Origin of the sequence: Pseudomonas sp. 32_A, from assembly GCF_017490905.1 — a bacterium.
Classification (GTDB): Bacteria; Pseudomonadota; Gammaproteobacteria; order Pseudomonadales; family Pseudomonadaceae; genus Aquipseudomonas; species Aquipseudomonas inefficax.
In genome coordinates this window covers 63,716-89,328 of record NZ_JAFGYI010000008.1, presented here as the reverse complement: position 1 = coordinate 89,328, position 25,613 = coordinate 63,716, and the positions used below count along the sequence as shown (strand labels likewise).

General features: G+C 63.0%; 22 protein-coding genes. 5 read left to right on the top strand and 17 right to left on the bottom strand.

From position 1 onward, the window contains the following. Window positions 1–2: 2 nt before the first annotated feature. The gene (locus tag J5M58_RS07335; RefSeq protein ID WP_133970422.1) at window positions 3–716 is read right to left on the bottom strand and encodes an ABC transporter permease; all 714 of its coding nucleotides are present in this window, start codon (window positions 714–716) and stop codon (window positions 3–5) included. A 560-nt stretch (window positions 717–1,276) separates the two neighbouring features. On the opposite strand from J5M58_RS07335, the gene J5M58_RS07330 reads away from it, so the two are divergent. After that, window positions 1,277–2,860 (top strand): peptide chain release factor 3, encoded by a 1,584-nt coding sequence (locus J5M58_RS07330; RefSeq protein WP_003257876.1) that lies wholly within the window; start codon window positions 1,277–1,279, stop codon window positions 2,858–2,860. A gap of 156 nt (window positions 2,861–3,016) precedes the next feature. Here the strand turns inward: J5M58_RS07330 and J5M58_RS07325 are convergent, their stop codons facing one another. From J5M58_RS07325 to J5M58_RS07265, 13 genes are all read right to left on the bottom strand, one after another. Then, window positions 3,017–4,096, bottom strand: a complete 1,080-nt coding sequence (locus tag J5M58_RS07325; protein ID WP_207877708.1) for a polyamine ABC transporter substrate-binding protein — start codon at window positions 4,094–4,096, stop codon at window positions 3,017–3,019. Window positions 4,097–4,148: 52 nt separating this feature from the next. Continuing rightward, window positions 4,149–4,490 (bottom strand): cupin domain-containing protein, encoded by a 342-nt coding sequence (locus tag J5M58_RS07320; RefSeq protein ID WP_112250733.1) that lies wholly within the window; start codon window positions 4,488–4,490, stop codon window positions 4,149–4,151. A 32-nt stretch (window positions 4,491–4,522) separates the two neighbouring features. Then, a complete protein-coding gene (locus J5M58_RS07315) occupies window positions 4,523–5,929 on the bottom strand; it encodes an FAD-binding oxidoreductase (protein ID WP_207877707.1) in 1,407 nt (468 codons plus the stop codon). Window positions 5,930–5,993: 64 nt separating this feature from the next. Next, on the bottom strand, window positions 5,994–6,803 hold the full coding sequence (locus tag J5M58_RS07310) for a nuclear transport factor 2 family protein (protein ID WP_207877705.1): 810 nt from the start codon (window positions 6,801–6,803) through the stop codon (window positions 5,994–5,996). A gap of 369 nt (window positions 6,804–7,172) precedes the next feature. After that, complete coding sequence (locus J5M58_RS07305) at window positions 7,173–8,141, bottom strand: peptide ABC transporter ATP-binding protein (RefSeq protein ID WP_112250739.1); 969 nt, start codon at window positions 8,139–8,141, stop codon at window positions 7,173–7,175. Further along, window positions 8,141–9,109 carry an ABC transporter ATP-binding protein gene (locus J5M58_RS07300; RefSeq protein ID WP_003257886.1) on the bottom strand — a complete coding sequence of 323 codons (969 nt, stop codon included), beginning with the start codon at window positions 9,107–9,109 and terminating at the stop codon, window positions 8,141–8,143. The genes J5M58_RS07305 and J5M58_RS07300 overlap by 1 nt, the downstream gene beginning before the upstream one ends. 10 nt (window positions 9,110–9,119) lie before the next feature. Then, window positions 9,120–10,046: an ABC transporter permease subunit gene (locus tag J5M58_RS07295; RefSeq protein ID WP_025337799.1), complete on the bottom strand. Its 927-nt coding sequence runs from the start codon at window positions 10,044–10,046 to the stop codon at window positions 9,120–9,122. Between the two features lie 10 nt (window positions 10,047–10,056). Then, entirely contained in the window at window positions 10,057–11,067 is a 1,011-nt protein-coding gene (locus J5M58_RS07290) for an ABC transporter permease subunit (protein ID WP_012316108.1), read from the bottom strand. A 91-nt stretch (window positions 11,068–11,158) separates the two neighbouring features. Further along, window positions 11,159–12,769, bottom strand: coding sequence for an ABC transporter substrate-binding protein (locus J5M58_RS07285; RefSeq protein WP_207877703.1), 1,611 nt, complete (start codon window positions 12,767–12,769; stop codon window positions 11,159–11,161). A 77-nt stretch (window positions 12,770–12,846) separates the two neighbouring features. Further along, a complete protein-coding gene (locus J5M58_RS07280) occupies window positions 12,847–14,226 on the bottom strand; it encodes an OprD family porin (RefSeq protein ID WP_207877701.1) in 1,380 nt (459 codons plus the stop codon). 233 nt (window positions 14,227–14,459) lie between these two features. Beyond that, window positions 14,460–16,052 (bottom strand): ABC transporter substrate-binding protein, encoded by a 1,593-nt coding sequence (locus J5M58_RS07275; RefSeq protein ID WP_207877699.1) that lies wholly within the window; start codon window positions 16,050–16,052, stop codon window positions 14,460–14,462. A 146-nt stretch (window positions 16,053–16,198) separates the two neighbouring features. Beyond that, complete coding sequence (locus J5M58_RS07270; protein ID WP_207877697.1) at window positions 16,199–17,824, bottom strand: ABC transporter substrate-binding protein; 1,626 nt, start codon at window positions 17,822–17,824, stop codon at window positions 16,199–16,201. Between the two features lie 471 nt (window positions 17,825–18,295). After that, a complete protein-coding gene (locus J5M58_RS07265) occupies window positions 18,296–19,012 on the bottom strand; it encodes an SIMPL domain-containing protein (protein ID WP_015269044.1) in 717 nt (238 codons plus the stop codon). Between the two features lie 202 nt (window positions 19,013–19,214). Here J5M58_RS07265 and J5M58_RS07260 point away from each other — a divergent pair, with 202 nt between their 5' ends. The 4 genes from J5M58_RS07260 to J5M58_RS07245 all read left to right on the top strand — a co-directional run bounded on the left by J5M58_RS07260 (window position 19,215) and on the right by J5M58_RS07245 (window position 23,595). Next, a complete protein-coding gene (locus tag J5M58_RS07260) occupies window positions 19,215–20,471 on the top strand; it encodes an ATP-binding protein (RefSeq protein ID WP_025337805.1) in 1,257 nt (418 codons plus the stop codon). Next, complete coding sequence (locus tag J5M58_RS07255; protein WP_025337806.1) at window positions 20,471–21,031, top strand: response regulator transcription factor; 561 nt, start codon at window positions 20,471–20,473, stop codon at window positions 21,029–21,031. The genes J5M58_RS07260 and J5M58_RS07255 overlap by 1 nt, the downstream gene beginning before the upstream one ends. A 207-nt stretch (window positions 21,032–21,238) precedes the next feature. Then, complete coding sequence (locus tag J5M58_RS07250) at window positions 21,239–22,180, top strand: AEC family transporter (protein WP_112250747.1); 942 nt, start codon at window positions 21,239–21,241, stop codon at window positions 22,178–22,180. Window positions 22,181–22,236: 56 nt separating this feature from the next. Continuing rightward, on the top strand, window positions 22,237–23,595 hold the full coding sequence (locus tag J5M58_RS07245; protein ID WP_112250749.1) for an amino acid permease: 1,359 nt from the start codon (window positions 22,237–22,239) through the stop codon (window positions 23,593–23,595). A gap of 120 nt (window positions 23,596–23,715) precedes the next feature. Here the strand turns inward: J5M58_RS07245 and J5M58_RS07240 are convergent, their stop codons facing one another. From J5M58_RS07240 to J5M58_RS07230, 3 genes are read right to left on the bottom strand one after another with little or no spacing between them, the layout of a single operon-like run. Next, window positions 23,716–24,087 (bottom strand): carboxymuconolactone decarboxylase family protein, encoded by a 372-nt coding sequence (locus J5M58_RS07240; RefSeq protein WP_207877696.1) that lies wholly within the window; start codon window positions 24,085–24,087, stop codon window positions 23,716–23,718. Window positions 24,088–24,097: 10 nt separating this feature from the next. Beyond that, entirely contained in the window at window positions 24,098–25,141 is a 1,044-nt protein-coding gene (locus tag J5M58_RS07235; RefSeq protein WP_112250753.1) for a calcium/sodium antiporter, read from the bottom strand. A gap of 60 nt (window positions 25,142–25,201) precedes the next feature. Beyond that, window positions 25,202–25,582, bottom strand: coding sequence for a septal ring lytic transglycosylase RlpA family protein (locus tag J5M58_RS07230; RefSeq protein WP_207877694.1), 381 nt, complete (start codon window positions 25,580–25,582; stop codon window positions 25,202–25,204). Window positions 25,583–25,613 lie beyond the last annotated feature (31 nt).

The following is a 25,613-nucleotide window of genomic DNA, read 5'->3' as shown; positions in this document are numbered from 1 at the left end:
CTTTATTGGGCCAGGCCACGTTCCAGCCAGCGCTTGCTGGAGAAACTCACCGCCGCGTCCAGCGCCAGCGCCAGCAGGGCGGTGCAGGCGGCCCCCAGCAGCAGCTGTGGCTGGTTGTTCAGGGCGATGCCGGGGAAGATCAGGCTGCCCAGGCTGTTGGCGCCAATCAGGAACGCCAGGGGGGCGGTGCCGACGTTCAGCGCCAGGGCCACGCGCACACCGCCAACGATGATCGGCACGGCGTTGGGCAGTTCCACCTGCCACAGTTGCTGGCGCGGGGTCATGCCTATGCCGGTGGCGGCTTCCTTGAGCGAGGCGGGGACGTTTTTCAGGCCCTCGTAGGTGTTGCGCACGATGGGCAGGAGGGAGGCGAGGAACAGCGCGAAGATCGCGGGCCCGGCGCCGATGCCCAGGATACTCAGGGCGATGGCCAGAACGGCCAGGGGAGGGATGGTGTTACCAACGTTGAAGAACTGCATGAAACGCTCGGCTTTGTCGACCCGGTGCGGTCGACTCAAGGCAATGCCGGCAGGGATGCCCACGGCCAGCGCCGCCGCCATCGAAGCCAGCACCAGTACCAGGTGCGCTTGCAGGTAGAACCCAAGATCGTCGCGATAACGCGCGATCGTGTCGATGCCGATCCAATGGACCAGCAGGGCCAGGATGACGAGCACGGCGGCCCATCCCAACAGCCCTTTTCCGTAGCGTTTAGCCACAGGCGGACTCCTTGTGTAGTCGGCGAGCACACTTCTTGGTTGCCGACCAGTCCTGGCGGCGGGTGGTGTGTTCGCGAGTAGCAGCGTGACGCACGCCGAAGGCTGCGATCAGGCCATGAGCCGAACCCCGTCGGGCCCGAAAATGCTGATGAAAACAGCTCCCCAACCGAAGCGGGTTGCAGAGGAGTGGACGTCTCCGTGGGCGTAAAGGTTCCCATCTGGGGCGGCATTTGGCCAGCGTTAATCACTGCCCTTGCGGAAATTTGACGAGAAAAAACAGTGGCTTGATGCGCTGTAGGCGTTGAAACAACTGCCCTGTGGCCATTTGTCGTGATAAAGCGATTGCCTGGCGAACTTGTGGTGTCTGGACGGGCCCTTTCGCGGGTAAACCCGCTCCCACAGTGACCGCACCGCATTCGATACCTGTGCAGTACCTGTGGGAGCGGGTTTACCCGCGAAAGGGCCGGTACAGGCACCACGCATTCCTCAGGTTTTGGTCCCGGGCCCAACTTCAGGTATGATATCGCCCCTTTTTAATCCCCCAAGTCAGGCGATTTCCCATGACCAACCAGGCCGCCGAAGTCGCGAAGCGCCGCACTTTCGCAATCATTTCCCACCCCGACGCCGGTAAGACCACCATCACCGAGAAGCTGTTGCTGATGGGCAAGGCCATTGCTGTCGCCGGTACCGTGAAGTCGCGCAAGTCCGACCGCCACGCCACCTCCGACTGGATGGAAATGGAGAAGCAGCGCGGCATCTCCATCACCACCTCGGTGATGCAGTTCCCGTACCGCGAGCACATGATCAACCTGCTCGACACCCCCGGCCACGAAGACTTCTCGGAAGACACCTACCGCACCCTGACCGCGGTGGACTCGGCGCTGATGGTGCTCGACGGCGGTAAAGGTGTAGAGCCACGTACCATCGCCCTGATGGACGTGTGCCGCCTGCGCGACACGCCGATCGTCAGCTTCATCAACAAGCTCGACCGTGACATCCGCGACCCGATCGAACTGCTGGACGAGATCGAAGCGGTGCTGAAGATCAAGGCCGCGCCGATCACCTGGCCGATCGGCTGCTACCGCGACTTCAAGGGCGTGTACCACCTGACCGGTGACTACATCGTGGTGTACACCCCGGGCCACGGCCACGAGCGCACCGAAGCCAAGATCATCCAGAAGCTGGACTCGGACGAAGCCCGTGCCCACCTGGGCGACCAGTACGATTCGTTCGTCGAACAGCTGGAGCTGGTGCAGGGTGCCTGCCACGAGTTCAACCAGGAAGAGTTCATCAACGGCCAGCTGACCCCGGTATTCTTCGGTACCGCACTGGGCAACTTCGGTGTCGACCACGTGCTTGACGCCGTCGTCGACTGGGCGCCGCGCCCGCTGGGCCGTGTTGCCCACGAGCGCACCGTGGAGCCTGTGGAAGAGAAGTTCACCGGTTTCGTGTTCAAGATCCAGGCGAACATGGACCCGAAACACCGTGACCGCATCGCCTTCATGCGCATCTGCTCGGGCAAGTACGAGAAGGGCATGAAGATGCGCCACGTGCGGATCAACAAGGACCTGCGTATCGGTGATGCGCTGACCTTCTTCTCCTCCGAGCGTGAGCAACTGGAAGAGGCCTATGCCGGCGACATCATCGGCCTGCACAACCACGGCACCATCCAGATCGGCGACACCTTCACCGAAGGCGAGGCGCTGGGCTTCACCGGTATCCCGCACTTCGCCCCGGAGCTGTTCCGCCGCGTACGTCTGAAGGACCCGCTGAAATCCAAGCAGCTGCGCCAGGGCCTGCAACAGCTGGCCGAAGAGGGTGCTACCCAGGTGTTCTTCCCTGAACGCAGCAACGACATCATCCTTGGTGCGGTTGGTGTGCTGCAGTTCGACGTGGTCGCCAGCCGCCTGAAGGAAGAGTACAAGGTCGAGTGCGCCTACGAGCCGATCACTGTGTGGTCGGCCCGCTGGATTGGCTGTGACGACAAGAAGAAGCTCGAGGAATTCCAGAATAAGGCCATGGAGAACCTGGCCATCGACGGTGGCGGGCACCTGACCTACCTGGCGCCGACCCGCGTCAACCTGTCGCTGATGGAAGAGCGCTGGCCGGACATCAAGTTCCGCGCTACCCGCGAGCATCACTGATCTCGGGAGCTTGCTCCTGATTTCCAGGGCCTGCTCCTGGCTTCGAGAGTCTGCTACTGACCCTGTGGGAGCGGGTTTACCCGCGAATGCGATGTAGAATTTACCGACGCATTCGCGGGTGAACCCGCTCCCACAGGGGCCACGTTACGGCCGCATTCAATTCCCTGCCTTGATACTGGTCCAGATCCGCGTCCGAATACGGTCGATCTTGGCCGGCATTGCCTCCAGCGCATACAGCTTGCCCATCACCTCTTCGCTCGGGTAAATCATCGTGTTGCCCTTCATCGCCGGCTCAACCAACCCGTCCGCCTTGAGGTTGCCGTTGGCGTACTGCACATGGTTGCTAATGTTGGCCATCACCTCCGGCTGCAGCAGGTAGTTCATGTAGGCATACCCGGCCTTCTCGTCCGGTGCATCGGCCGGCATTGCCACCATGTCGAACCACATCGGCGCACCTTCCTTCGGGATCGAATACCCCACCTTCACGCCGTTGTTCGCTTCTTCGGCACGATTTTTCGCCTGCAACACATCCCCGGAGAAACCCACCACCACGCAGATATCGCCGTTGGCCAGATCGCCGGTGTACTTCGATGAGTGGAAGTAGCTGATGTATGGCCGCACCTGCATCAGCAGCGCCTTGGCCTTGTCGTAGTCCGCCGGGTTCTGGCTGTGGTGTGGCAGGCCCAGGTAGTGCAGGGCGATCGGCAACAGTTCGGGGCCGTTGTCCAGCACGGCGACGCCGCAGCTTTTCAGCTTGCTCATGTACTCAGGCTTGAAGATCAGGTCCCATGAGTCCAGCGGCGCGTGGTCGCCGAGCACCGCCTTGACCTTGTCGACGTTGTAGCCGATGCCGGTGCTGCCCCACAGGTACGGGAAGCCGTAATGGTTGCCCGGGTCGTTCACCTCCAGCGCCTTGAGCAGCACCGGGTTGAGGTTGTGCCAGTTGGGCAGCTGCGATCTGTCCAGGCGTTTCAGTGCCTTGCCCTGTATCTGCCGGGCCATGAAGTGGTTGGACGGAAACACCACGTCATAGCCGGAGTTGCCGGTCATCAGCTTGCCGTCGAGGGTTTCGTTGCTGTCGTAAACGTCGTAGGTGGGCACGATACCGCTGGCTTGCTGGAAGTTCTTCAGTGTGTCTGGGGCAACGTAGCTGGACCAGTTGTAGATCTTCACCGTTTCGGCGGCGCCGGCCACGCTGGCGGCCAACATCAGGGGGGCGAGAAGGAGCGTGCGCATGTCGGGGTTACCTTGCTTTGTCTGTTGTTATCGAAGGCAGGCGATCAGCGGATCAGAAAATAAGCACGTAGGTCTTGCGCACGGTCTCCTGGATATCCCAGGTGCCGGTGCTGTTGGCCGGTAGCATCAGTGCGTCTCCGGCTTCTATTGACAGGGGCTCGCCACCGTCCGGGGTGAAGGTGCAGCGCCCCTTGATGAAATGGCAGAACTCCTGCTGCACGATCTGCCGCCGCCAGCGCCCGGGGGTGCACTCCCAGATGCCGGTTTCGACGCCGTCGTTGCGCTCCACGCAGGTGACCGAGGTGATCGCCACGGGCTCGCAGAGTGGTACCGCAACGGGGTTGGAGCTATCGAGCACGGCGCTGTCGGTGTTCTTGAAATGGGTGATGCTCATGACCGGTAAATCCTGTGTCGGGAAAAGGGAAGTCAGTGCATGAAGCCTTCCATGAAGTCTGCGAGATTGCTGGCAAGGCGCCGCCTCCAAGGCGCACTTGCGGGGTTGGCGAGGGTCCGGTCCTCGTGGACGAAGCTCTGGATGATTGCGTTGTAGCCCAGCCAGCGGCAGGGCTCGGGTGGCCAACTTGCCAGGCTTGAAAGCGGGCGGTTGTCGAGCACCCAGGGTTGCGCGGTCAGTTCGTTGTGCTGGTTGAGGATCAGCGCCGCCAGGGTGCGCCCGCCCAGGTTGGTGGCGCCGACGCCTTCACCCCCGTACCCGCCCGCCAGGGCGATGCCGCGTTGACGGTCACAGAGCATGTGTGGGTGGAAGCGCCGCGCCATGCCCAGGTTGCCGCCCCAGGAATGGGTGATACGCACGTGCTTCAGTTGCGGGAACAGTTCGCTGAACAGGTAGCGGCGCAGTTGTATTTCCTGTTCGTCGAGGTTGAAGTTTTCGCGCAGGCGGCCACCGAAGCGGTAGCCACCACGGGCGCCGAATACCAGGCGGTTGTCGGCGGTACGCTGGCCGTAGGTGACCTGGCGACTGCTTTCGCTGAACGCCTGGCCCTGGTTCAGGCCGATCTGGTCCCAGGTAGACTCTGGCAGTGGCTCTGTGGCCACCAGCAGGCTCTGGACCGGCAGCTGATGTTTGCCCAATGGCGGCAGGCTGGCGGCGTAGCCCTCCACGGCGGGTACCATCCATTGGCAACGGATGCGCGCCAACGGCGTACGCACCTCACCCGGCTGCCAGTCGATGGCTGGGGTGTTTTCGTAGATGGGTACGCCCAGCGCTTCTACAGCCCGGGCCAGGCCACGCGCCAGCTTGGCGGGTTGGATGGTCGCGGTGTGCGGGCTGTAGATGGCGCCATAGGCATTGCTGACTCGCAATTGCGCGTCCAGCTGCTCGGGGCGTAGCCAGCGGTAGTCGTCCTCGCTCATGCCCTGACGGTAAAGATCGTCGAGGTAGGCGCGCAGGCTGCGCTCCTGTTCCGGGTAACGCGCGGCGCAGTACAGCACGCCGCCTTTGCGGTAGTCGCAGTCGATGCCTTCGCGTTGCAGCACGCTGTGCACTTCATCGGGTATGCCGTGCAGCAGGTCGATGCTGGCACGGCGTTGCTGCGGCGACAGGCTGGCCAACAGGCGGTCTTCGCCGAGCAGGTTGCCCATCAGCCAGCCGCCGTTGCGCCCCGAGGCACCAAAGCCGGCGATGTTGGCGTCGATCATGGCGATGTTCAGTTGCGGCGCCTGGCGCTTGAGGTAGTAGGCGGTCCACAGGCCGGTATAGCCAGCGCCGATGATGCACACATCCGCTACCAGGTCTTCACGCAGGGCCGGGCGGGTGCACAGTGGCTCTTCGAGCTGGTCCATCCACAGGCTGAGCGTGCGCAGGGGTTGCATCGGGTTCGGCTCCACATCCGTCAAGGTCTGTGGGCGATGCTAGTGGTGTCGGCAGGCGGCTGTCCTACGTGCGTGCACGCAGGGAAATTTGCTTCAGGTACGCCTTGGGCGTGAGCCCGGTATGTTCGCGGAAGCACTTGTAGAACGCCGACAGCGAGTTGAAACCTGCATTGAACGCCAGCTCGTCGATGGTGGCCTCGACGCTGTCGTCATCGAGGCTGGCCATCAGGTGCTGAAGGCGGGCCTGGTTGACGTAGCGGTAAAAGCTCTGCCCGAGCACCTGGTTGAGCAGGTAGGAGATCTGGTTGCGGCTGTAGCCACTGGCGTCGGCCACCTGCTGCAGGTCCAGCTCCGGGTCCAGGTAGGGGCGCTGACGCTGGAAGTAGTGTTCCAGGTCCTGGGCCATGGTCGATAGCTGTCGGGGAGACAGGCCCAGGCGGCTGGTCGCCGGGCGTGGGCCACTGCTGGTATGGCCACTGCCGTTCTGGCGAACCAGTGTGGCGTATTCGTTGACCCGCCAGATCAGGCCGTCCTTGACGGTGATCGCCTCACTGGACTGGAACGCCACCAGGCCATCGCCGCCCTGCACCGTGACCTGATACTGGATGAACGCGGTACAGCCATCGACGCGGATACGGTCGCTGTGGACGATGTCCTCGCCGGCTTCATGGGGCAGGCAGGCGCGTACATAGTCGCGCAGTTCCTGGTAGCCGAGCACGCGGTTCTGGAAGAAGTCGTGGTACTGGATGTCGGGATGGTAGAGCGCAATGACGCCGTCGAGGTCGCGGTGCTTCCAGCACAGGTGGTAGCGCAGCACGGTGTCGGCGGTGAGCGGAGCCTGCTCGGGGCCGTCGGGGAGGGTGGTGGCGGTCATGCGCCTGATAGTGCATTGCAGAACACCCAGCTGCAAGTGGGCGGATCCGGCATCTTGCACGGTTTTGCCAAGCGGCTTGGGAGGTAAGCTGTTGATTCGGCTGAGTATGATTTTTTGTCAGGGGTGGCATGGCGAGTGCACCGGTCTGTTCAACATCGAACAAGGAGAAAGGCCATGCGCTCGATACTACTGTGGATGATCGGGGTGCCGATTCCGGTGATTATCCTGATCTGGTTCTTTATGCATTGAAAAGCCGGGGCCGCTGTGCGGCCCTTCGCGGGTAAACCCGCTCCCACAGGGACCCCACAGATTTGAACACTGTGGAGAACCTGTGGGAGCGGGTTTACCCGCGAAGAAGTTCACGCCGCTCTAGAGAAACTGCTCCGCATAGTGACAGGCCACCTGCCGGGTACTCACCTGCCTGAGCGCCGGCACCTCCTTGGCACACCGTTCGGTCGCGTACGGGCAGCGCTTGTGAAACGCACATCCATCCGGCGGGTTCAGCGGGTTGGGCAACTCCCCGGCAATACGAATCTTCGGCTTCAGCGGATCAGGATGAATCGCCGGTGTCGCCGACAGCAGCGCCTGGGTATACGGGTGCAGCGGCTTCTCGTAGATATCTTCTTTCGGCCCCATCTCCGCCGGCCGCCCCAAATACATCACCAGCACCTGATCAGCCACATGCCGCACCACCGCCAGGTTGTGCGAGATGAACACATAAGCCGTGTTGAACTCCTTCTGCAAATCCATGAACAGGTTCAACACCTGGGCCTGGATCGACACATCCAGCGCCGAGGTCGGCTCGTCCGCCACCAGTACCTTGGGTTGCAGCATCATCGCCCGCGCCAGTGCGATACGCTGGCGCTGGCCACCGGAGAACATGTGCGGGTAGCGCTGGTAATGCTCGGGGCGCAGGCCGACCTGTTCCATCATCTTCTGCACCTTTTCACGCCGCTCGGCCTTGCTCAGCGAGGTGTTGATCAGCAGCGGCTCGGCCAGCTGGTCACCAATCTTCTGCCGTGGGTTGAGCGAGGCGTAGGGGCTCTGGAACACCATCTGCACGTCGCGGCGCAGTTGCTTGCGCTCGCTCTTGCTGGCGCCTTTCACTTCGGTGCCGGCAATTTGCAGCGAGCCGGACGACGGCTCTTCGATCAGGGTCAGGGCGCGGGCCAGGGTCGACTTGCCGCAGCCGGACTCGCCGACCACGGCCAGGGTCTTGCCGGCCTCAAGCTCGAACGACACGCCATTCAGCGCGCGGACCAGGGCATGGCCCTTGAACAGCCCGCGAGAGACTTCGTAATGCCGGGTCAGCTCCCGGGCGGATAGAACGACGGCCATCACGCCACCTCCTGGTTCAGCGGGTAGAAGCAACGCACCAGGCCATGGGCCTGCGGATCGAGGGGCGGGCGCTGGCGCCGGCAGTTGTCCTGCACGTACGGGCAGCGCGGTGACAGCAGGCAACCCACGGGGCGGTCGTAGCGGCCGGGGACGATGCCGGGCAGGGTGGCCAGGCGTTCGGCACCGATGCTGTGCTCGGGGATGGCCGCCAGCAACGCTTCGCTGTAGGGGTGGGCGGGCACATCGAACAGCTCCGGCACCTGGCCCACTTCCACGGCCTGGCCGGCGTACATCACGCACACCCGCCTGGCCGTTTCGGCGACCACGGCGAGGTCGTGGGTGATCAGGATGAGCGCCATGTTGCGCTCCTTCTGCAGGTTGACCAGCAGCTCCATGATCTGCGCCTGGATGGTCACGTCCAGCGCAGTGGTGGGTTCGTCGGCAATCAGCAGCTTGGGCTCGCCGGCAATCGCCATGGCAATCGCCACGCGCTGGCTCATGCCGCCGGACAGCTGGTGCGGGTAGGCGTCCAGGCGGCTTTCCGCAGCCGGGATCTCGACCTTCTTCAGCAGCTCCAGGGCACGCTGGCGCGCGGCCTTGCCCTTCAGGCCCAGGTGCTGGCGCAGCACTTCCTCGATCTGGTAACCCACGGTGTAGCTGGGGTTGAGCGCGGTCATCGGGTCCTGGAAGACCATGGCGATGTCCTTGCCCACCACTTTGCGTCGCTGGCGACCGCTGAGCTTGAGCATGTCGGTGCCATCGAAGGTGAGCGAGTCGGCGGTGATGCGCCCGGGCGCATCGATCAGGCCCATCAGGGCCATCATGGTCACGGACTTGCCCGAGCCGGATTCGCCGACGATGGCCAGGATCTCGCCGGCCTCCACCGTCAGGTCCAGGCCATCGACCACCGGTACCGCATTGGCGTCGCCGAAGCGCACGTTCAGGTTGTTGATCTGCAACAGTGACATGGCGTTCTCCTCAGGCGGCGTTCTTGAGTTTCGGGTCCAGCGCATCGCGCAGGCCGTCGCCCATCAGGTTGATTGCCAGCACACTGAGCAGAATGGTCAGGCCGGGCAGGCTCACCACCCACCAGGCGCGCTCGATGTAGTCGCGGGCCGAAGCCAGCATGGTGCCCCACTCCGGGGTCGGCGGCTGTACGCCAAGGCCAAGGAAGCCCAGGGCGGCGGCGTCGAGGATGGCCGAAGAGAAGCTGAGGGTGGCCTGCACGATCAGCGGTGCCATGCAGTTGGGCAGCACGGTGACGAACATCAGCCGTGGCAGCCCGGCACCGGCCAGGCGTGCGGCGGTTACGTAGTCGCGGTTCAGCTCGCCCATCACGGCGGCGCGGGTCAGGCGCACGTAGGATGGCAACGACACGATGGCGATGGCGATCACGGTATTGATCAGGCCTGGGCCGAGGATGGCGACGATGGCCACCGCCAGCAGCAGCGAGGGCAAGGCCAGCATCACGTCCATCAGGCGCATGATCGACGGGCCGAGCAGTTGCGGGAAGAAACCGGCCAGCAGGCCCAGCAGGATGCCAGGAATCAGCGACATCACCACCGACGACAGGCCGATCAGCAGCGACAGCCGCGCGCCCTGGATCAGCCGCGAAAGCAGGTCGCGGCCCAGCTCGTCGGTGCCGAGGATGAACTGCCAGCTGCCGCCTTCGAGCCACACCGGCGGGGTCAGCAGGAACTCGCGGTACTGCTCGCTCGGGTCGTGCGGGGCCACCCACGGCGCGAACAGTGCGCAGAACACCACCAGGCACATGAAGGCCAGGCCCATCACCGCGCCTTTGTTGCGCGCGAAGGCTTGCCAGAATTCTTTGTATGGCGAGGGGTAGAGCAGGCTTTGGTCCACCGGGCTGACCGGTGTGACGGATTTCGGAATCGGGCTAGTCATGGCGGGGGCCTCAGCGCTGATGACGGATGCGTGGGTTGGCCAGGCCGTAGAGGATATCCACGACGAAGTTGACCAGGATCACCAGGCAGGCGATCAACAGGATGCCGTTCTGGACCACGGGGTAGTCACGGGCACCGATGGCTTCGATCAGCCACTTGCCGATGCCCGGCCAGGAAAAGATGGTTTCGGTCAGCACCGCGCCGGCCAGCAACGTGCCGACCTGCAGGCCGAATACGGTCAGTACCGGGATCAGTGCGTTGCGCAGGCCATGCACGAACACCACGCGGGCCGGCGACAGGCCTTTGGCGCGGGCGGTGCGGATGTAGTCCTCGCGCAGTACTTCGAGCATCGACGAGCGAGTCATGCGGGCAATCACCGCCAACGGGATGGTGCCGAGCACGATGGCTGGCAGGATAAGGTGCATCACCGCGTCCTTGAACGCGCCTTCCTCGTCGCTGAGCAGGGTGTCTATGAGCATGAAGCCGGTCTTCGGCTCGATGTCGTAGAGCAGGTCGATGCGCCCGGATACCGGGGTCCAGCCCAGGCTTACCGAGAAGAACATGATCAGGATCAGGCCCCACCAGAAGATCGGCATCGAATAACCGGCCAGGGAAATGCCCATCACCCCGTGGTCGAACAGCGAACCGCGCTTGAGCGCGGCGATCACCCCGGCCAGCAGGCCGACGATGCCGGCGAACAGCAGGGCGGCGAAGGCCAGTTCGAGGGTGGCCGGGAACAGGGTGAGGAACTCGCTCCACACGCTTTCGCGGGTGCGCAGCGATTCACCGAGGTCACCCTGGGCCAGCTTGCCGACGTAGTCCAGATACTGGACCGGCAGCGGCTTGTTCAGGCCAAGGCGTTCCATGGCCTGGGCATGCATTTCGGGGTCGACCCTGCGCTCGCCCATCATCACTTCCACCGGGTCGCCGGGGATCAGGCGTATGAGCGCGAAGGTCAGCAAGGTGATACCGAAAAAGGTCGGTATCAGCAGGCCAAGGCGCCGGGCAATAAAGCTCAACATTGTCGGGGTTACCTCATCAGGCCGTGGGGCGATCAGCCCGCTACGGTGGTGCCGCCGGTTCCCGTGTGGGGTGCCGGCGGTCGTTGTTGTTCTACTTCACCTTGGTGGTGGCGAAGTTGTTGTTGGTCAGAGGGCTGACTACGTAGCCCTCCACGTTGTCACGCATGGCCGTGAACACCTTCGGGTGAGCCATGCTGATCCAGGGTTGGTCATCATCGTACACCTTCAATGCCTCGCTATAGAGCCTTGCGCGCTCGTCGTTGTCGATCACTTCGCGGGCTCGGCTGATCAGTTCCTGGAACTTAGGGTTGCACCAGCGCGCATAGTTCTCGCCGTTCTTGGCCGCCTCGCAACTGAGCAGCGGGCTGAGGAAGTTGTCCGGGTCGCCGTTGTCACCTGCCCAGCCAGTGGACACCAGGTCGGCTTCGCCCTTCTTGGCCCGGCGCAGCATTTCGGCCCACTCCATCACGCGGATATCCAGCTTCAGGCCTATCTGCTTCAGGTCGGCTTGCAGCATCTCGGCGGACAAGCGCGGGTTGGGGTTGGTCGGGCCGCCACCGTTGCGGGTGAACAGGGTGATCACTGTGCCTTCCGGCACCCCGGCTTCCTTGAGCAGTTCACGGGCCTTGGCCAGGTCGCGGGGCGGGTTCCTGTTCTCTCCGTTGTAGCCGATCATGCTCGGCGGGTACGGGTTCACCCCCACCTGAGCGTTACCTTTGCCAAACAGCTGGTCGACATGGGTCTGGCGGTCGAAGGCCATGTTGATGGCTTTGCGCACACGCACATCGCTCAGGTACTTGTGCTGGGTGTTCATCGAGATGTAGCCGGTGACCAGCGCTTCGGTCTCGGCAACCTTTAGCGTGGGGTCTGCCTTGATCGACGGCACATCCTCCGGCTTGGGGTACAACGCGACCTGGCATTCATTGGCGCGAAGCTTCTGCAAGCGCACATTGCTGTCGGTGGCGATGGCGAATATCAGGGCGTCGGCTGGTGGCTTGCCGCGGAAGTAGTCCGGGTTGGGTTTGAAGCGGACCTGGGCGTCTTTGTTATAGCGCTGGAAGATGAACGGGCCGGTGCCGATCGGTTTGCTGTTCAGCTCGGCGGTCTTGCCGGCCTTGAGCAACTGGTCGCCGTATTCGGCGGAGTAGATCGAGGTGAAGCCCATGGCCATGTCCCGCAGGAACGGTGCCTCGGGGCGGGTGAGGGTGATCACTACGGTGTGATCGTCGGTCTTGTCCACCGACTTGAGCAGGCTCTTGAAGGCCATGCTTTCGAAGTACGGGTAGCCGACACTGGTCTTGTCGTGCCATGGGTGCGCCGGATCGAGCTGGCGGCGCAGGCTCCACAGCACATCATCGGCGTTGAATTCGCGAGTGGGCTTGAAGTAGTCGGTGCTGTGGAACTTCACTCCCCGGCGGAGGTGGAAGGTATAGGTCAGTCCGTCCGGCGAGATGTCCCAGCCTTCGGCCAGCGCCGGCTGGACGTCGGTGGTACCAGGCTTGAAGTCGACCAGGCGGTTGAACAGCGTTTCGGAAGCGGCATCGAAGGTGACAGCTGTTGTGTACTGGACAACGTCGAACCCTTCCGGGCTGGCCTCGGTGCACACCACCAGCGGTTTGGCTGCCAGCTGCGTGGCGCCGCCCAGAAGCAGCGCGGTCAGGACCAGGCGCAGTGGACGCGATTTCATGAAAGCTCTCTGCATGGGTTGAAACTCCCTGCTTGCATTGATTCCAGCGTAGCCGCCACGGCCCGCAGCGAAGCAGGCCGTGGCGCCGGCGGTCAGAGAATGTTGAATGGAATGGTGGTAACCACCCGGAACTCGTCCAGGCTGCCATCGCCCTGGGCCTTGCTGGCGCGGTGCGCGGTGTAGGTGGCACGGATGCTGGTGTCTTTCAGCGGCCCACTCTGCACCGCATAACTGGTACCGAAGCCCCACTCGTAATGGGTTTCGCCATCCAGGCCGTTCACGTCATAGGCGGTACCGCGGTAATGGGTACCATCGATGCCCCAGCCGCGGGCGTTGTACAAGTTGAACTTCAGGCCCGGCACGCCGTACGGCGCCATGTTCAGCACGTAGGAAATCTGCAGCGATTTCTCGTTGGGTCCGTTGAAGTCCGACAGCAGCGAGTTGGCCAGGTAGATGCCGTTGGTTTCGTGCAGGTAGTCGAAGTACTCGTTGCCGTTGACCTGCTGCCAGGAGGCGCTGAGGGTGTGGGCCTGGTGGGTCAGGCCGAACGACAGGCTGTAGGTGTCGTTGTCGATCTCGCCCATCTTCTTGCTGCCGGCGTCGACGGTCTTGTAGTAGTTCAGGCCGGTGCTCAGGCTGAGCACCGCGCTGTCGCCGAGCACATGATTGGCGCCGAAGTAGTACTGGTTCCAGAAGTCGTCGACCTTGGTGGCGTACAGGCTGGTGCTCAGGCTCTTGAACGGCTGGTAGTTGATGCCGGCGGTGCTGGCGCGGTCGGTTTCCACGCCAGTGGCACTGTACTCGGTGCGGAACTTGCTGAGGCTCTGTTCGGTACGTGGCGAGACCCGGTCGAAAGTGCCCAGATCGAGGCTCAGGTTGTCGAATTCGGCACTGTGCAGGAATGCGCCCTGGAAGCTCGAGGGCAGGGCGCGGTTGCCGATGTAGGCGATCATCGGCGTGTCCACGGACTGGCGGCCGACGGTGAGGGTGGTGTTGGACACGCGCGCCTTGACGTTGGCAAGGCCCATCTTGCTCCACTGGCCGACCGGGTCGCCGTCGCTGTGGGTCAGGGTGCGGTTGTTGGGCCCTGCGATCGCTTCGCGGCTCTGCTGCAGGGCGATGGCGTTGTAGCCGGCGGCTTCGACGGCGAAACCGACGGTGCCCTGGGTGAAACCGGAGCTGTAGTTGAGGATGGTGCCCTGCACCCAGTTCTCGCGGCTGTGGGTGTCGTGGCGGGTGCCGTCGCTCTTGTAGTACTTCCACAGCGGGGCGCGTGCGGCGCGCTCGCGGGCGTACCAGTTGCGGGTGCTGCCGGACAGGCTCTGGCCGTCGACGAAGCCGCTGGCCTGCTCCTGCTCGCTGCTGCCTTTGAGGGTGATGGGCACGTAGTCCTGGCTTTGCGGGTCGGCCTGGGCCATGGTGGATAAGGCACTGATGGATAAAGCCAGTGCGGTCAAGGTGAATAGTCTCAAGGTTAAAGCTCCCTTTCTGTTCTTCTAGTTATTGCCTGGCCTTGTGGGCCGGGCTTCCTGCTGCGGTGTTGCCAGGGTTGCCCGGGGTCGCCGGGCAGAATCGGGGCGTTGTGTTGGCTGTGCCGGCCCTTTCGCGGGTAAACCCGCTCCCACAGGTGCACCACAGGTTTCGGCATGTGCGCCGTACCTGTGGGAGCGGGTTTACCCGCGAAGAGGCCCTTGAGGGCTAAAGATCAATCAACACTCACACCGGAAAAATCATTGCGCCCGAACGGGCTGACCTTGAACTCGGAAACCTTGACGCTGAGCGGTTGGTTGACCGTGGAGTGCGCCACCGGGGTAATCGGCACCTGTTGCTTGAGCCGCTGCTGGGCCTGCTGGTACAGGGCGGTGCGCTGCGTGCGGTCGGTGACTTGCTTGGCCTGCTTGACCAAGCTGTCGTACTGCGGATCGCACCACAGCGAGTAGTTGTTGCTGCCGATGGCATCGCAGTTGTAGAGGGTGCCCAGCCAGTTGTCCGGGTCGCCGTTGTCCCCGGTCCAGCCGATCAGGGCGATATCGTGCTCGCCGCTTTTCATGCGCTTGAGGTACTCACCCCATTCGTAGCTGACAATGCGCACCTTGAAGCCGAGCTTGCTCCAGTCGGCCTGGAGCATTTCCGCCATCAGCTTGGCGTTGGGGTTGTACGGGCGCTGTACCGGCATGGCCCACAGGGTGATCTCGGTGCCCGGCTTGACCCCGGCCTGCTGCAGTAGCTGTTTGGCCTTTTCCGGGTCGAAGGGCGCGTCCTTGAGGCTGTCGTCATAGGACCACTGGGTCGGCGGCATGGCGTTCACTGCCAGCTGGCCGGAATCCTGGTACACAGCCTGGATGATCGCCTGCTTGTTCACTGCCATGTCCATCGCCTGGCGCACTTCCAGGCGGTCGAACGGTGGGTGCTGGGTGTTGTAGGCGATGTAGCCGAGATTGAATCCAGGTTGCTGCAGCACCTGCAGTTTGCTGTCGGCCTTGAGCGCCGGCAGGTCGGCGGGGCGCGGGTGCAGGGTGACCTGGCATTCGTTGCGACGCAGCTTCTGGATGCGCACCGAAGGGTCGATGTTGATCGAGAACACCAGGTTGTCGATCTTCACATCCTGCGGTGACCAATAGGCCTTGTTGCCCTTGTAGCGGATCTGCGAGTCCTTCTGATAACGCTGGAACACGAACGGGCCGGTACCGATCGGTTGCTGGTTGATGTCGCTGGGGCGCCCGCTGGCCATCAGCTGTTCGGCGTACTCGGCAGAGAGGATGGAAGCGAAGCTCATGGCCAGGTTCTGGATGAACGCGGCATCGACGCTGTTCAGGGTGAACACCACGGTCAGTGGATCGGTCTTTTCGACACGGGCGATGTTCTTGTCCAGGCCCATGCTGATGAAATAGGGGAACTCGGTCGGGTAGGCCTGGCGGAACGGGTGGTTCTTGTCGAGCATGCGGTTGAAGGTGAACAGCACGTCGTCGGCGTTGAAGTCGCGGCTTGGTGCAAAGGCGTTGTTGCTGTGGAATTTCACCCCTTCGCGCAGGTGGAAGGTGTAGCGCAGGCCATCCTCGGACACTTCCCAGCGGGTCGCCAGGGCAGGGTGCACGGCGGTGCCGCCGCGTTCGAACTCGACCAGGCGGTTGTAGAGCGGTTCGGCGGCGTCGTTGTCGGTGGCGCTGGTGTACTGGGCGGTGTCGAAGCCGGCCGGGCTGCCTTCGGAGCAGAACACCAGGTTTTTGGCCAGCAGGGCCGGCGATTGGCTGATCAGGCCCAGGGCCAGCAGGGCGGAAAGGCGGGTGGTATGGCGCATGGAAAGTCCTTTTACGTCTGTTTGCGCCGCCTCGGGGTACGAATGGCGGCAACAGGTCGCCGACCCCGCTGCGGATGGCCGCGGGACGACATGAAGGGGTGCGAGGTTGGCGGGGCACCCGCCGCTCGGCGGGTGCCTTGGCTAGCCTATTTGTCCACGCTGACGCCGTAGAAGGAGTTCAGCGCGAACGGGCTGATCTTGAAGTCCTTCACCTTGGCGCTCATGGGCTGGTACACGGTGGAGTGGGCGATCGGGGTGATCGGCACCTGCTCCTTGAGGATGTGCTGTGCCTGCTGGTACAGCTCGGTGCGCTTGGCCTGGTCGGAGGTGGCCTTGGCCTGCTTGATCAGGTCGTCGTAGGGCTTGTAGCACCACTTGGAGAAGTTGTTGCCATTCATGGCGTCGCAGCCATACAGGGTGCCCAGCCAGTTGTCCGGGTCACCGTTGTCACCGCTCCAGCCAATCAGCATGGCGCCCTGTTCGCCGCTTTTGGAGCGCTTGATGTATTCGCCCCATTCATAGCTGACGATCTTCGCCTTGATGCCGACCTTGGCCCAGTCAGACTGCAGCATCTCGGCCATCAGCTTGGCATTGGGGTTGTACGGGCGTTGCACCGGCATCGCCCACAGGGTGATTTCAGTACCTTCCTTGACGCCGGCTTCCTTGAGCAGCTGCTTGGCTTTTTCAGGGTCGAACGAGGCGTCCTTGATGCTGTCGTCATAGGACCACTGGGTTGGCGGCATGGCGTTGACCGCCAGCTGGCCGGCACCCTGATAGACCGACTCGATGATCTTTTTCTTGTCCACGGCCATGTCCAGCGCCTCGCGGACTTTCAGCTGGGCCAGCGGGTTGGCCTCGTTGCTGCCCTTGACCTTGTCCATCACGTTGTAGGCGATGTAGCCGAGGTTGAAGCCGGCTTGCTGCGGCATCTGCAGCTTGGGGTCCTGCTTCAGCGGCTGGATGTCGGCCGGGCGCGGGAACAGGGTGACCTGGCACTCGTTCTTCTTCAGCTTCTGCATGCGCACCGAGGCGTCGGTGGTGATGGCGAAGATCAGGTTGTCGATCTTCACGTCATCGGGTTGCCAGTAGTCCTTGTTGCCCTTGAAGCGGATCTGCGCGTCCTTCTGGTACTTGCTGAACACGAACGGGCCAGTGCCGATCGGCTTCTGGTTGATGTCGGCGGCCTTGCCTTCCTTGAGCAGCTGGTCGGCGTATTCGGCGGACTGGATCGAGGCGAAGCTCATGGCCAGGTTCTGGATGAACGCGGCGTCGACTTCATTGAGGGTGAACTTGACCGTGTGTTCGTCGAGCTTTTCCAGCTTGGCGATGTTCTTGTCCATGCCCATGTCGGTGAAGTACGGGAACTCGGTGGGGTAGGCCTGGCGGAACGGGTGGTTCTTGTCGAGCATGCGGTTGAAGGTGAACAGCACGTCGTCGGCGTTGAAGGGGCGGGTGGGCTTGAAGTAGTCGGTGGTGTGGAACTTGACCCCTTCGCGAAGGTGGAAGGTGTAGGTCTTTCCGTCGTCGGAGACTTCCCACTTGGTCGCCAGGCCGGGGATGACTGCAGTGCCGCCGCGTTCGAACTGGGTGAGACGGTTGAACACGGTCTCGGCCGAGGCGTCAAAGTCAGTTCCTGTGGTGTATTGCCCCGGGTCGAAGCCGGCCGGGCTGCCTTCGGAGCAGAACACCAGGTTGGACGCGGCGAGGGCCGACGGTGCGGCGGAGAGCAAGCCTGCGCCTAGCAGGAACGGAATGACTGCGTGTTTGAGCATGGTGGCCTCATTGTTGTCATTTTTCGATTGAGGTGGCCTCGTGAGCCGACCTGCGGATACTTATGCAGGGGCTGTTCCCAATGCAATACGGGGAAGGATGATTGGCGCCAGAAAAGTGGTACGCGCGTACATGAATGTCGCATTGCTATAACTTTCAACGAAGTTGAACGTTTGCGCAGGCAAAATGATGGCTTTTTGCGGGAAATTTCGAGGCGGGGTTAGTGTAGGAAGCGCCTTTTTGGTGCGTAGGAAACTTCCGAAAATCCTAATTTGACGGACAACTGGATTCGCAAGCGATCCGCGTACCCTGTGGGAGCGGCTTTAGCCGCGAAGAATCCAACGCGGTGCATGGCACCGGCTGCGCCGGTGTTCGCGGCTAAAGCCGCTCCCACAGGGGTCCCTGCTAATTCAATGAGTTATGTGCCGTTCCATGAGAGCGGGCACGCCCGCTCCCACAGGTATTTCGTGGATCTAAGGCATCTGCACTTCGATCAGGCCATCGGCATTCATGCTCACTTCACTGGTCCCGGCCTCGATATCCGGCGCCGGCGCCGACTCATCAGCCCCCATGGCCTTCATTGCCATCGGCGCACTGCGCAGGTATGGGCGTGGGTAACCGCTGCTGTTCAGGTTCAGGCTGACCACTTTGTAGCCCTTGCCACCCAGCGCCTCGGTAGCCAATTGCGCGCGCGCCTTGAAGGCATCCACTGCATCCTTGAGCAGTGCATCCTCGCTGGCCTTGCGCGTAGCCGGGGCGATGGAGAAGTCCATGCCACCCATTTTCAGCTCCTGCAGCAGGTCGGCGGTCAACTGCGAGAGGGCCGGGAAGTTGGCGCTTTCCAGGCGCAACTCGGCGCGCTCGCGCCAGCCGGTGATCTTCTGGCCCTTGCTGTCATATACCGGGTAGCTGTTGCGGCTGCCCTGGCTGATCTTCACGTCCTTGACCTGGCGCGACTGCTGTACGGCCTTGTTCATGGTTTCGGTGATCTGTTTGGCGAGCTTGCCCGGGTCGGTGTTCTGCGCTTCGCTGTACAGGGTAACGACCATCAGGTCGCGCGCCACTTCCTTGCTGACTTCGGCACGCAGCGAGACCTGGTTGTAGCGCGGCTCATCGGCAGCCAGTGCCGGCAGGCTGGCGAGCAGGCCGCAGGAAAGGATCAGGGCGGTGCCGCGACGTGGGATTTGCATGTGGTACTCCTTGGCAATATAAGGCGTGGGTTGTGGTCATCCATTCCACGCATGGCCCATCAGACCGGCAACAGTGTAGTGGGTTCAAAAGTGCCATCATCAACCTGTGACAAAGTGTGGCGCTTTGCCGCATCGCTGCAGCAGGGCGCCCGGCTTCGGTATACTCCAGCCGATTTTTCTGGAGCACTCATCAGGAGAGCTCATGCTCGCCGCCGTACAACCGCTGTCTGCTACCCGCCAGAACCTCTGGCGCCTGACCGTCATTCGGGTCCTGGTCCTGGCTGCCCAGGCCGGCTCCGTGGGGGTCGCCTACTGGACCGAGCTGCTGCCCTTGCCCTGGCTGTCGCTGGCCGGCACCTTGGCCTTGTCTTCGCTGCTGTGCGCCTTCACGGCGCTGCGCCTGCGCCTGTCGTTGCCGGTCACCGAGCTGGAGTATGCCCTGCAACTGGCCTGCGACCTGCTGATCCACAGTGCCTTGCTGTATTACTCCGGCGGCTCGACCAACCCGTTCGTGTCGTATTACCTGGTGCCGCTGGCGATTGCCGCAGTCACCTTGCCGTGGTTGTATTCGCTGATCCTTTCCGGCATTGCCCTGACCGCCTACAGCCTGCTGCTGGTGCAGTTCTACCCGCTCGAAGGCCTGCCGATGGCGCGGGACAAGATGCAGGTCTATGGCATGTGGTTGAGCATTGCCCTGGCCGCCGCGGTGATCACCTTCTTTGCCGCGCGCATGGCCGAAGAGCTGCGCCGCCAGGAGCAGCTGCGTTCCGAGCGGCGTGAAGAAAGCCTGCGCGACGAGCAGCTGCTGGCCGTGGCCACCCAGGCCGCCGGTGCCGCCCATGAGCTGGGCACGCCGTTGGCGACCATGAGCGTGCTGCTGAATGAGATGCGCCAGGACCACGCCGACCCGTTGCTGCAGGAAGACCTGCAGATCCTTCAGGACCAGGTGAAGCTGTGCAAGGAAACCCTGCAACAGCTGGTGCGCGCCGCCGAAGCCAACCGCCGCCTGGCCGTGGTGGAGCAGGACGTGACGGCCTGGCTGGACGAAGCGCTCAACCGTTGGCACCTGATGCGCCCGGAAGCCAGCTACCGCTTCCAGCGCCTGCGTGACGGCCAGGTGCCGCGCCTGACCCCGCCGCCGGACCTGACCCAGGCGCTGTTGAACCTGTTGAACAATGCCGCCGATGCCTGCCCCGATGACCTTGAAGTGCGCCTGGACTGGGACGCCCATGACATCGTCATCAGCATCCGCGACCATGGCCCCGGCGTGCCACCGGCCATCGCCGAAGCCATCGGCAAACCCTTCATTACCACCAAAGGCAAAGGCTTCGGCCTGGGCCTGTTCTTGAGCAAGGCCAGCGTGACCCGTGCGGGCGGTTCGGTGAAACTCTATAGTCATGAACAGGGTGGCACCCTGACCGAACTGCGCCTGCCCTATGGCAAGCGAGGAGATGAATGATGAGCGAAGAAAACCAGGTCGAAGGCGAAGAGCTGCCGCACCTGCTGCTGGTGGATGACGATGCCACCTTCACCCGGGTCATGGCCCGTGCCATGAGCCGCCGCGGTTTCCGCGTGAGCACTGCCAGCTCTGCCGAAGAAGGGTTGATCCTGGCCCAGCAGGACCTGCCGGACTACGCCACGCTGGACCTGAAGATGGACGGCGACTCCGGGCTGGTGCTACTGCCCAAGCTGCTGGAGCTGGATCCGGAAATGCGCGTGGTGATACTGACCGGTTACTCGAGCATTGCCACCGCGGTGGAAGCGGTCAAGCGCGGCGCGTGCAACTACCTGTGCAAGCCGGCCGATGCCGATGATGTGCTGGCGGCGCTGCTGTCGGAGCACACCGACCTGGACACCCTGGTGCCGGAAAACCCGATGTCGGTCGACCGCCTGCAGTGGGAGCACATCCAGCGCGTGCTGAACGAGCACGAAGGCAATATCTCGGCCACCGCGCGGGCGCTGGGCATGCACCGGCGGACCTTGCAGCGCAAACTGCAGAAGCGCCCGGTTCGGCGCTGATTCAGTACCGGCCTCTTCGCGGGTAAACCCGCTCCCACAGGTATTTCACAAGCCTCCAGACCTGTGCAGTACCTGTGGGAGCGGGTTTACCCGCGAAAGGGCCGCAACTGACAGAAACTTCTCTTTATCACCCCGCGATCCCCGCAACTCCCGGCCGTTGGCGTATCATTAGCCCCCTAACGGCAACCCCTCCAGGATCGCTTGCGCATGCTTGCCCTTCTTATCCAGACACTGAACATCACGGCACCGGTCTTCGCCATGCTGTTCATGGGCGTGCTGCTCAAACGTATTCGCCTGATCGACGACAATTTCAACCGCGTTGCCTCACAGCTGGTGTTCAACGTGTGCATGCCGGCGCTGCTGTTCCTCGGCATCTATCACGCCGACCTGGCCACGGCGGTCAAGCCCGGTGTCCTTCTCTATTTCATCGTCGCCACCCTGGCCGGCTTCGCCATTGCCTGGGGCCTGGCCATCTGGCGCAGCCCGCTGGCCGACCGGGGCATCTATACCCAGGGCGCATTCCGCGGCAACAACGGAGTGATCGGCCTGGCCCTGGCCGCCAGTCTCTACGGCGACTACGGCATCTCCCTGGGGGCGGTGCTCGCCGGCCTGGTCATCCTCCTGTACAACTCGCTGTCGGCAGTGGTGCTGGCGGTGTACAGCCCGGACCTGAAGTCCGACCCGTGGAGCATCTGCAAAAGCATCCTCAGCAACCCGCTGATCATCAGCGTGCTGGTGGCCACGCCCATGGCCTACGGCCAGGTGCCGCTGCCCAACTGGCTGCTGACCTCGGGCGACTACCTGGCGCAGATGACCCTGCCGCTGGCGCTGATCTGCATCGGTGGCACGCTGTCGCTGGCGGCGCTGCGCGACAGTGGCAGGCTGGCCATCGACGCCAGCCTGGTGAAGATGGTCTGGCTACCGCTGTTCGGCACCCTCGGTGCCTGGCTGTGCGGCTTCCGCGGGGCCGAGCTGGGCATCCTGTTCCTGTACATCGGCAGCCCGACCGCAGCGGCCAGCTACGTCATGGCGCGGGCGGCCAACGGCAACCATGAGCTGGCGGCGTCGATCATCGTGATTACCACGCTGATGGCGGCGATCACCACCAACATCGGTATTTTCATCTTGCAGTGGGGCGGATGGATCTAGATCCTTGACTGCAAACAACACAAAAAACACAGCCTCACTGAGCTAAAGGACACTTCATGCAAGACCAGAGCACGCCCGAGCGGTTACAGCGCGGGCTGAAGAATCGCCATATCCAGCTGATCGCGTTGGGCGGGGCCATCGGTACCGGGTTGTTCCTGGGTATCGCCCAGACCATCCAGCTGGCCGGCCCCTCCGTCCTGCTGGGCTACGCCATTGCCGGCCTCATGGCCTTCCTGATCATGCGCCAGCTCGGTGAAATGGTGGTTGAAGAGCCGGTGGCCGGCAGCTTCAGCCACTTCGCCCACCAGTACTGGAGCGAGTTCGCCGGCTTCGTCTCGGGCTGGAACTATTGGGTGGTGTATGTACTGGTCGGCATGGCCGAGCTGACAGCGGTGGGTATCTACGTTCAGTACTGGTGGCCAGGCTTCCCCACCTGGGCGACGGCGGCGATCTTCTTCGTGGTGATCAACCTGATCAACCTGACCCAGGTGAAGGTATACGGCGAGATGGAGTTCTGGTTCGCCCTGGTCAAGGTGGTGGCCATCGTCAGCATGATCGGCTTCGGCGCCTGGCTGCTGAGCAGCGGCCATGGCGGCCCGGATGCCAGCGTGGCCAACCTCTGGCAGTACGGCGGCTTCTTCCCCAACGGCGTCACCGGCCTGGTGATGGCGCTGGCAGTGATCATGTTCTCGTTTGGTGGCCTGGAACTGGTGGGCATCACCGCCGCCGAGGCCGACAACCCGCGTCAGAGCATCCCCAAGGCCACCAACCAGGTGGTGTACCGCATCCTCATCTTCTACATCGGTGCCCTGGCGGTGCTGCTGTCGTTGTACCCATGGCAGAAGGTGGTGCAGGGTGGCAGCCCGTTCGTGATGATCTTCCACGAACTGGACAGTGACCTGGTGGCGACCATCCTCAATATCGTGGTGCTGACGGCTGCGCTATCGGTGTACAACAGCTGCGTGTACGCCAACAGCCGCATGCTGTTCGGCCTGGCCAGCCAGGGCGACGCACCGCGTCAGTTGCTGAAGGTAAGCCGTAGCGGCGTACCGCTGACCGCGCTGGGTGTGTCGGCTTTCGCTACCGGGCTGTGCGTGGTGATCAACTACCTGATGCCGGGCGAGGCCTTTGGCTTGCTGATGGCCCTGGCGGTGTCGGCGCTGGTGATCAACTGGGCGAGCATCAGTATTACCCACCTGAAGTTCCGCAAGGCCAAGCTGGCGGCCGGGATTACCCCGTTCTACAAGAGCTGGGGGCACCCGGTCACCAACTACCTGTGCCTGGCGTTCATCGTGCTGATCCTGGTGGTGATGTACCTGACCCCGCCGATTCGCATCTCGGTGATGCTGATCCCTGGGTGGATCCTGCTGCTGTGGGTGGCCTTCAAGATGAAGAAGGCTCGCCAGGCAAGGTAGGTAACACAGTACTGGCCTCTTCGCGGGTAAACCCGCTCCCACAGGTACCCCACAGGCCCTGAAACCTGTGCAGTACCTGTGGGAGCGGGTTTACCCGCGAAGAGGCCGGTACTGAAAAACCTATTTGTAACTGTCGATCACTTCCTGTGCCGCACGGAACGCATCGATCGCCGCCGGCACCCCCGCATACACCGCGCAATGCAGTAGCGCTTCGCGAATCTCCTCCACCGTACAGCCATTGTTCAACGCCCCGCGCACATGCCCCTTCAGCTCCTGCGGGCACTTGAGCGCTGTCAGTGTCGCCAGGGTAATCAGGCTGCGGGTTTTCAATGGCAGCCCGTCGCGGGCCCACACACTGCCCCAGGCATGTTCGTTGACAAAATCCTGCAGTGGCTGGGTGAAGTCGGTGGCATTGCCCAAGGCGCAGTCGACGAACGCATCGCCCATCACCTGGCGCCGAATCTGTTCGCCGGTTTTCTTGCTATCAGCCATGTTGTTTTCCTTAGTGTTGGCGGCGCCAGGCTCGTGCGGTGGTGTACAGCAACACCATGGCAAGCACCGGCAATACATAGAACAGCATCAACCGCTCCAGGCGGCCGGCCAGTGGCATGCCCATGGTAAACGCGGCTACATGCAGCCCATAAGCCAGGTACAGGCAGAGGAACACCAGGCCTTCGGCGCGGGTGATGCGGTAACCGGAATAGAACACCGGCAGGCTCAGCACAGCAACACCCAGCATTACCGGCAGGTCGAAGGCCAAGGCATTGGGTGAGATCGAAAGCGGCTCGGGCGTGACCAGTGCAGTCAGGCCCAGTACGGCCAGCAGGTTGAACAGGTTGCTGCCGATCACTGTGCCCACGGCGATTTCCCGTTCACCGCGCAGGGCGGCGATCAGCGCAGCGGCCAGTTCCGGCAGAGAAGTGCAGATGGCAACGACAGTCAGGCCGATGATGCGCTCGGACAGCCCCAGGTCGGTGGCCACCTCCACGGCGGCCTCCAGCAACAAGTGGCCTGCCAGGCTCAGCAGACCCAGGCCGGCCAGCACCTGCAGCAGCGTACCCGACCAGAAGCGCCCGGTACTGCTGGTGACGGTGGTCGGTGCGGGGTAGGTGCGGGCGTAGTGGCGCGACTGGTGCCAAAGCATTGCCAGGTAGCCGACCAGGCCGATCAGCAGTAGCCCTCCTTCGAGCCGGCCCAGGTGGCCGTTGGCGGATAACGCATAGACCAGGCCGCTGGCGACGATCATCAGGGGAATGTCCAGGCGCACCAGTTGCCGCGACACGCGCAGCGGGATTATCAGTGCGGCCAGGCCGAGAATGACCAGTACGTTGAAGATGTTGCTGCCGATCACGCTGCCCACCGCCACATCTGGCGCGCCCTGGTAGGCGGCCTGAAGGCTCACGGTCATTTGCGGGGCAGTGCTGCCGAAGGCCACCAGGCTCAGGCCGATGATCAGCGGGCGTACATGCAGGCGCTGGGCCAGGCGCAGGGATGCGCGCACCAGCAGTTCGGCACCGCCGATCAGCAACAGCAGCGCGATGCCCAGTTGCAGAAGGCTGAAGGTGGGAAGGGTAGCCAGGTCGAAAATGGTCGGACTCCTGTCGCGTCAGTCGCTAAGCCCTTGTAATCGCACGCGCGCGGTTCCGCTACGGATCATGCCGATTTTTTCTGCGGCGGCACGTGAAAGATCGATCAGACGGCCGCGGGTATGGGGGCCACGGTCGTTGATGCGCACCACGACGCTGCGTTGGTTGGCCAGGTTGGTCACTCGTACCCGGGTGCCGAAAGGCAGGCTGCGGTGTGCGGCGGTGAGGCCATGCTGGTTGAACGGTTCGCCGCTGGCGGTGCGTTTACCGTGGTGGCGAGCGCCGTAATAGGAAGCAGTGCCGGTCTTGTCGTAGCCGTCGGGGTCGACGTCGATGTCCTGGCTGGCGCAGCCGGCCAGCAGGGTGAAGAGGGCGAGGGTGCTCAGGGATCGCTTTAGCAACTCAGATGCTCCGATATGGCCCATTCGCGGC

Coding starts and splice junctions, on each gene's coding strand:
- J5M58_RS07270 (WP_207877697.1), bottom strand. CDS start 17,824: ATGCTCAAACACGCAGTCATTCCGTTCCTGCTAGGCGCAGGCTTGCTC.
- J5M58_RS07250 (WP_112250747.1), top strand. CDS start 21,239: ATGCTTGCCCTTCTTATCCAGACACTGAACATCACGGCACCGGTCTTC.
- J5M58_RS07330 (WP_003257876.1), top strand. CDS start 1,277: ATGACCAACCAGGCCGCCGAAGTCGCGAAGCGCCGCACTTTCGCAATC.
- J5M58_RS07305 (WP_112250739.1), bottom strand. CDS start 8,141: ATGGCCGTCGTTCTATCCGCCCGGGAGCTGACCCGGCATTACGAAGTC.
- J5M58_RS07320 (WP_112250733.1), bottom strand. CDS start 4,490: ATGAGCATCACCCATTTCAAGAACACCGACAGCGCCGTGCTCGATAGC.
- J5M58_RS07290 (WP_012316108.1), bottom strand. CDS start 11,067: ATGTTGAGCTTTATTGCCCGGCGCCTTGGCCTGCTGATACCGACCTTT.
- J5M58_RS07300 (WP_003257886.1), bottom strand. CDS start 9,109: ATGTCACTGTTGCAGATCAACAACCTGAACGTGCGCTTCGGCGACGCC.
- J5M58_RS07315 (WP_207877707.1), bottom strand. CDS start 5,929: ATGCAACCCCTGCGCACGCTCAGCCTGTGGATGGACCAGCTCGAAGAG.
- J5M58_RS07240 (WP_207877696.1), bottom strand. CDS start 24,087: ATGGCTGATAGCAAGAAAACCGGCGAACAGATTCGGCGCCAGGTGATG.
- J5M58_RS07275 (WP_207877699.1), bottom strand. CDS start 16,052: ATGCGCCATACCACCCGCCTTTCCGCCCTGCTGGCCCTGGGCCTGATC.
- J5M58_RS07295 (WP_025337799.1), bottom strand. CDS start 10,046: ATGACTAGCCCGATTCCGAAATCCGTCACACCGGTCAGCCCGGTGGAC.
- J5M58_RS07285 (WP_207877703.1), bottom strand. CDS start 12,769: ATGCAGAGAGCTTTCATGAAATCGCGTCCACTGCGCCTGGTCCTGACC.
- J5M58_RS07260 (WP_025337805.1), top strand. CDS start 19,215: ATGCTCGCCGCCGTACAACCGCTGTCTGCTACCCGCCAGAACCTCTGG.
- J5M58_RS07325 (WP_207877708.1), bottom strand. CDS start 4,096: ATGCGCACGCTCCTTCTCGCCCCCCTGATGTTGGCCGCCAGCGTGGCC.
- J5M58_RS07265 (WP_015269044.1), bottom strand. CDS start 19,012: ATGCAAATCCCACGTCGCGGCACCGCCCTGATCCTTTCCTGCGGCCTG.
- J5M58_RS07255 (WP_025337806.1), top strand. CDS start 20,471: ATGAGCGAAGAAAACCAGGTCGAAGGCGAAGAGCTGCCGCACCTGCTG.
- J5M58_RS07310 (WP_207877705.1), bottom strand. CDS start 6,803: ATGACCGCCACCACCCTCCCCGACGGCCCCGAGCAGGCTCCGCTCACC.
- J5M58_RS07245 (WP_112250749.1), top strand. CDS start 22,237: ATGCAAGACCAGAGCACGCCCGAGCGGTTACAGCGCGGGCTGAAGAAT.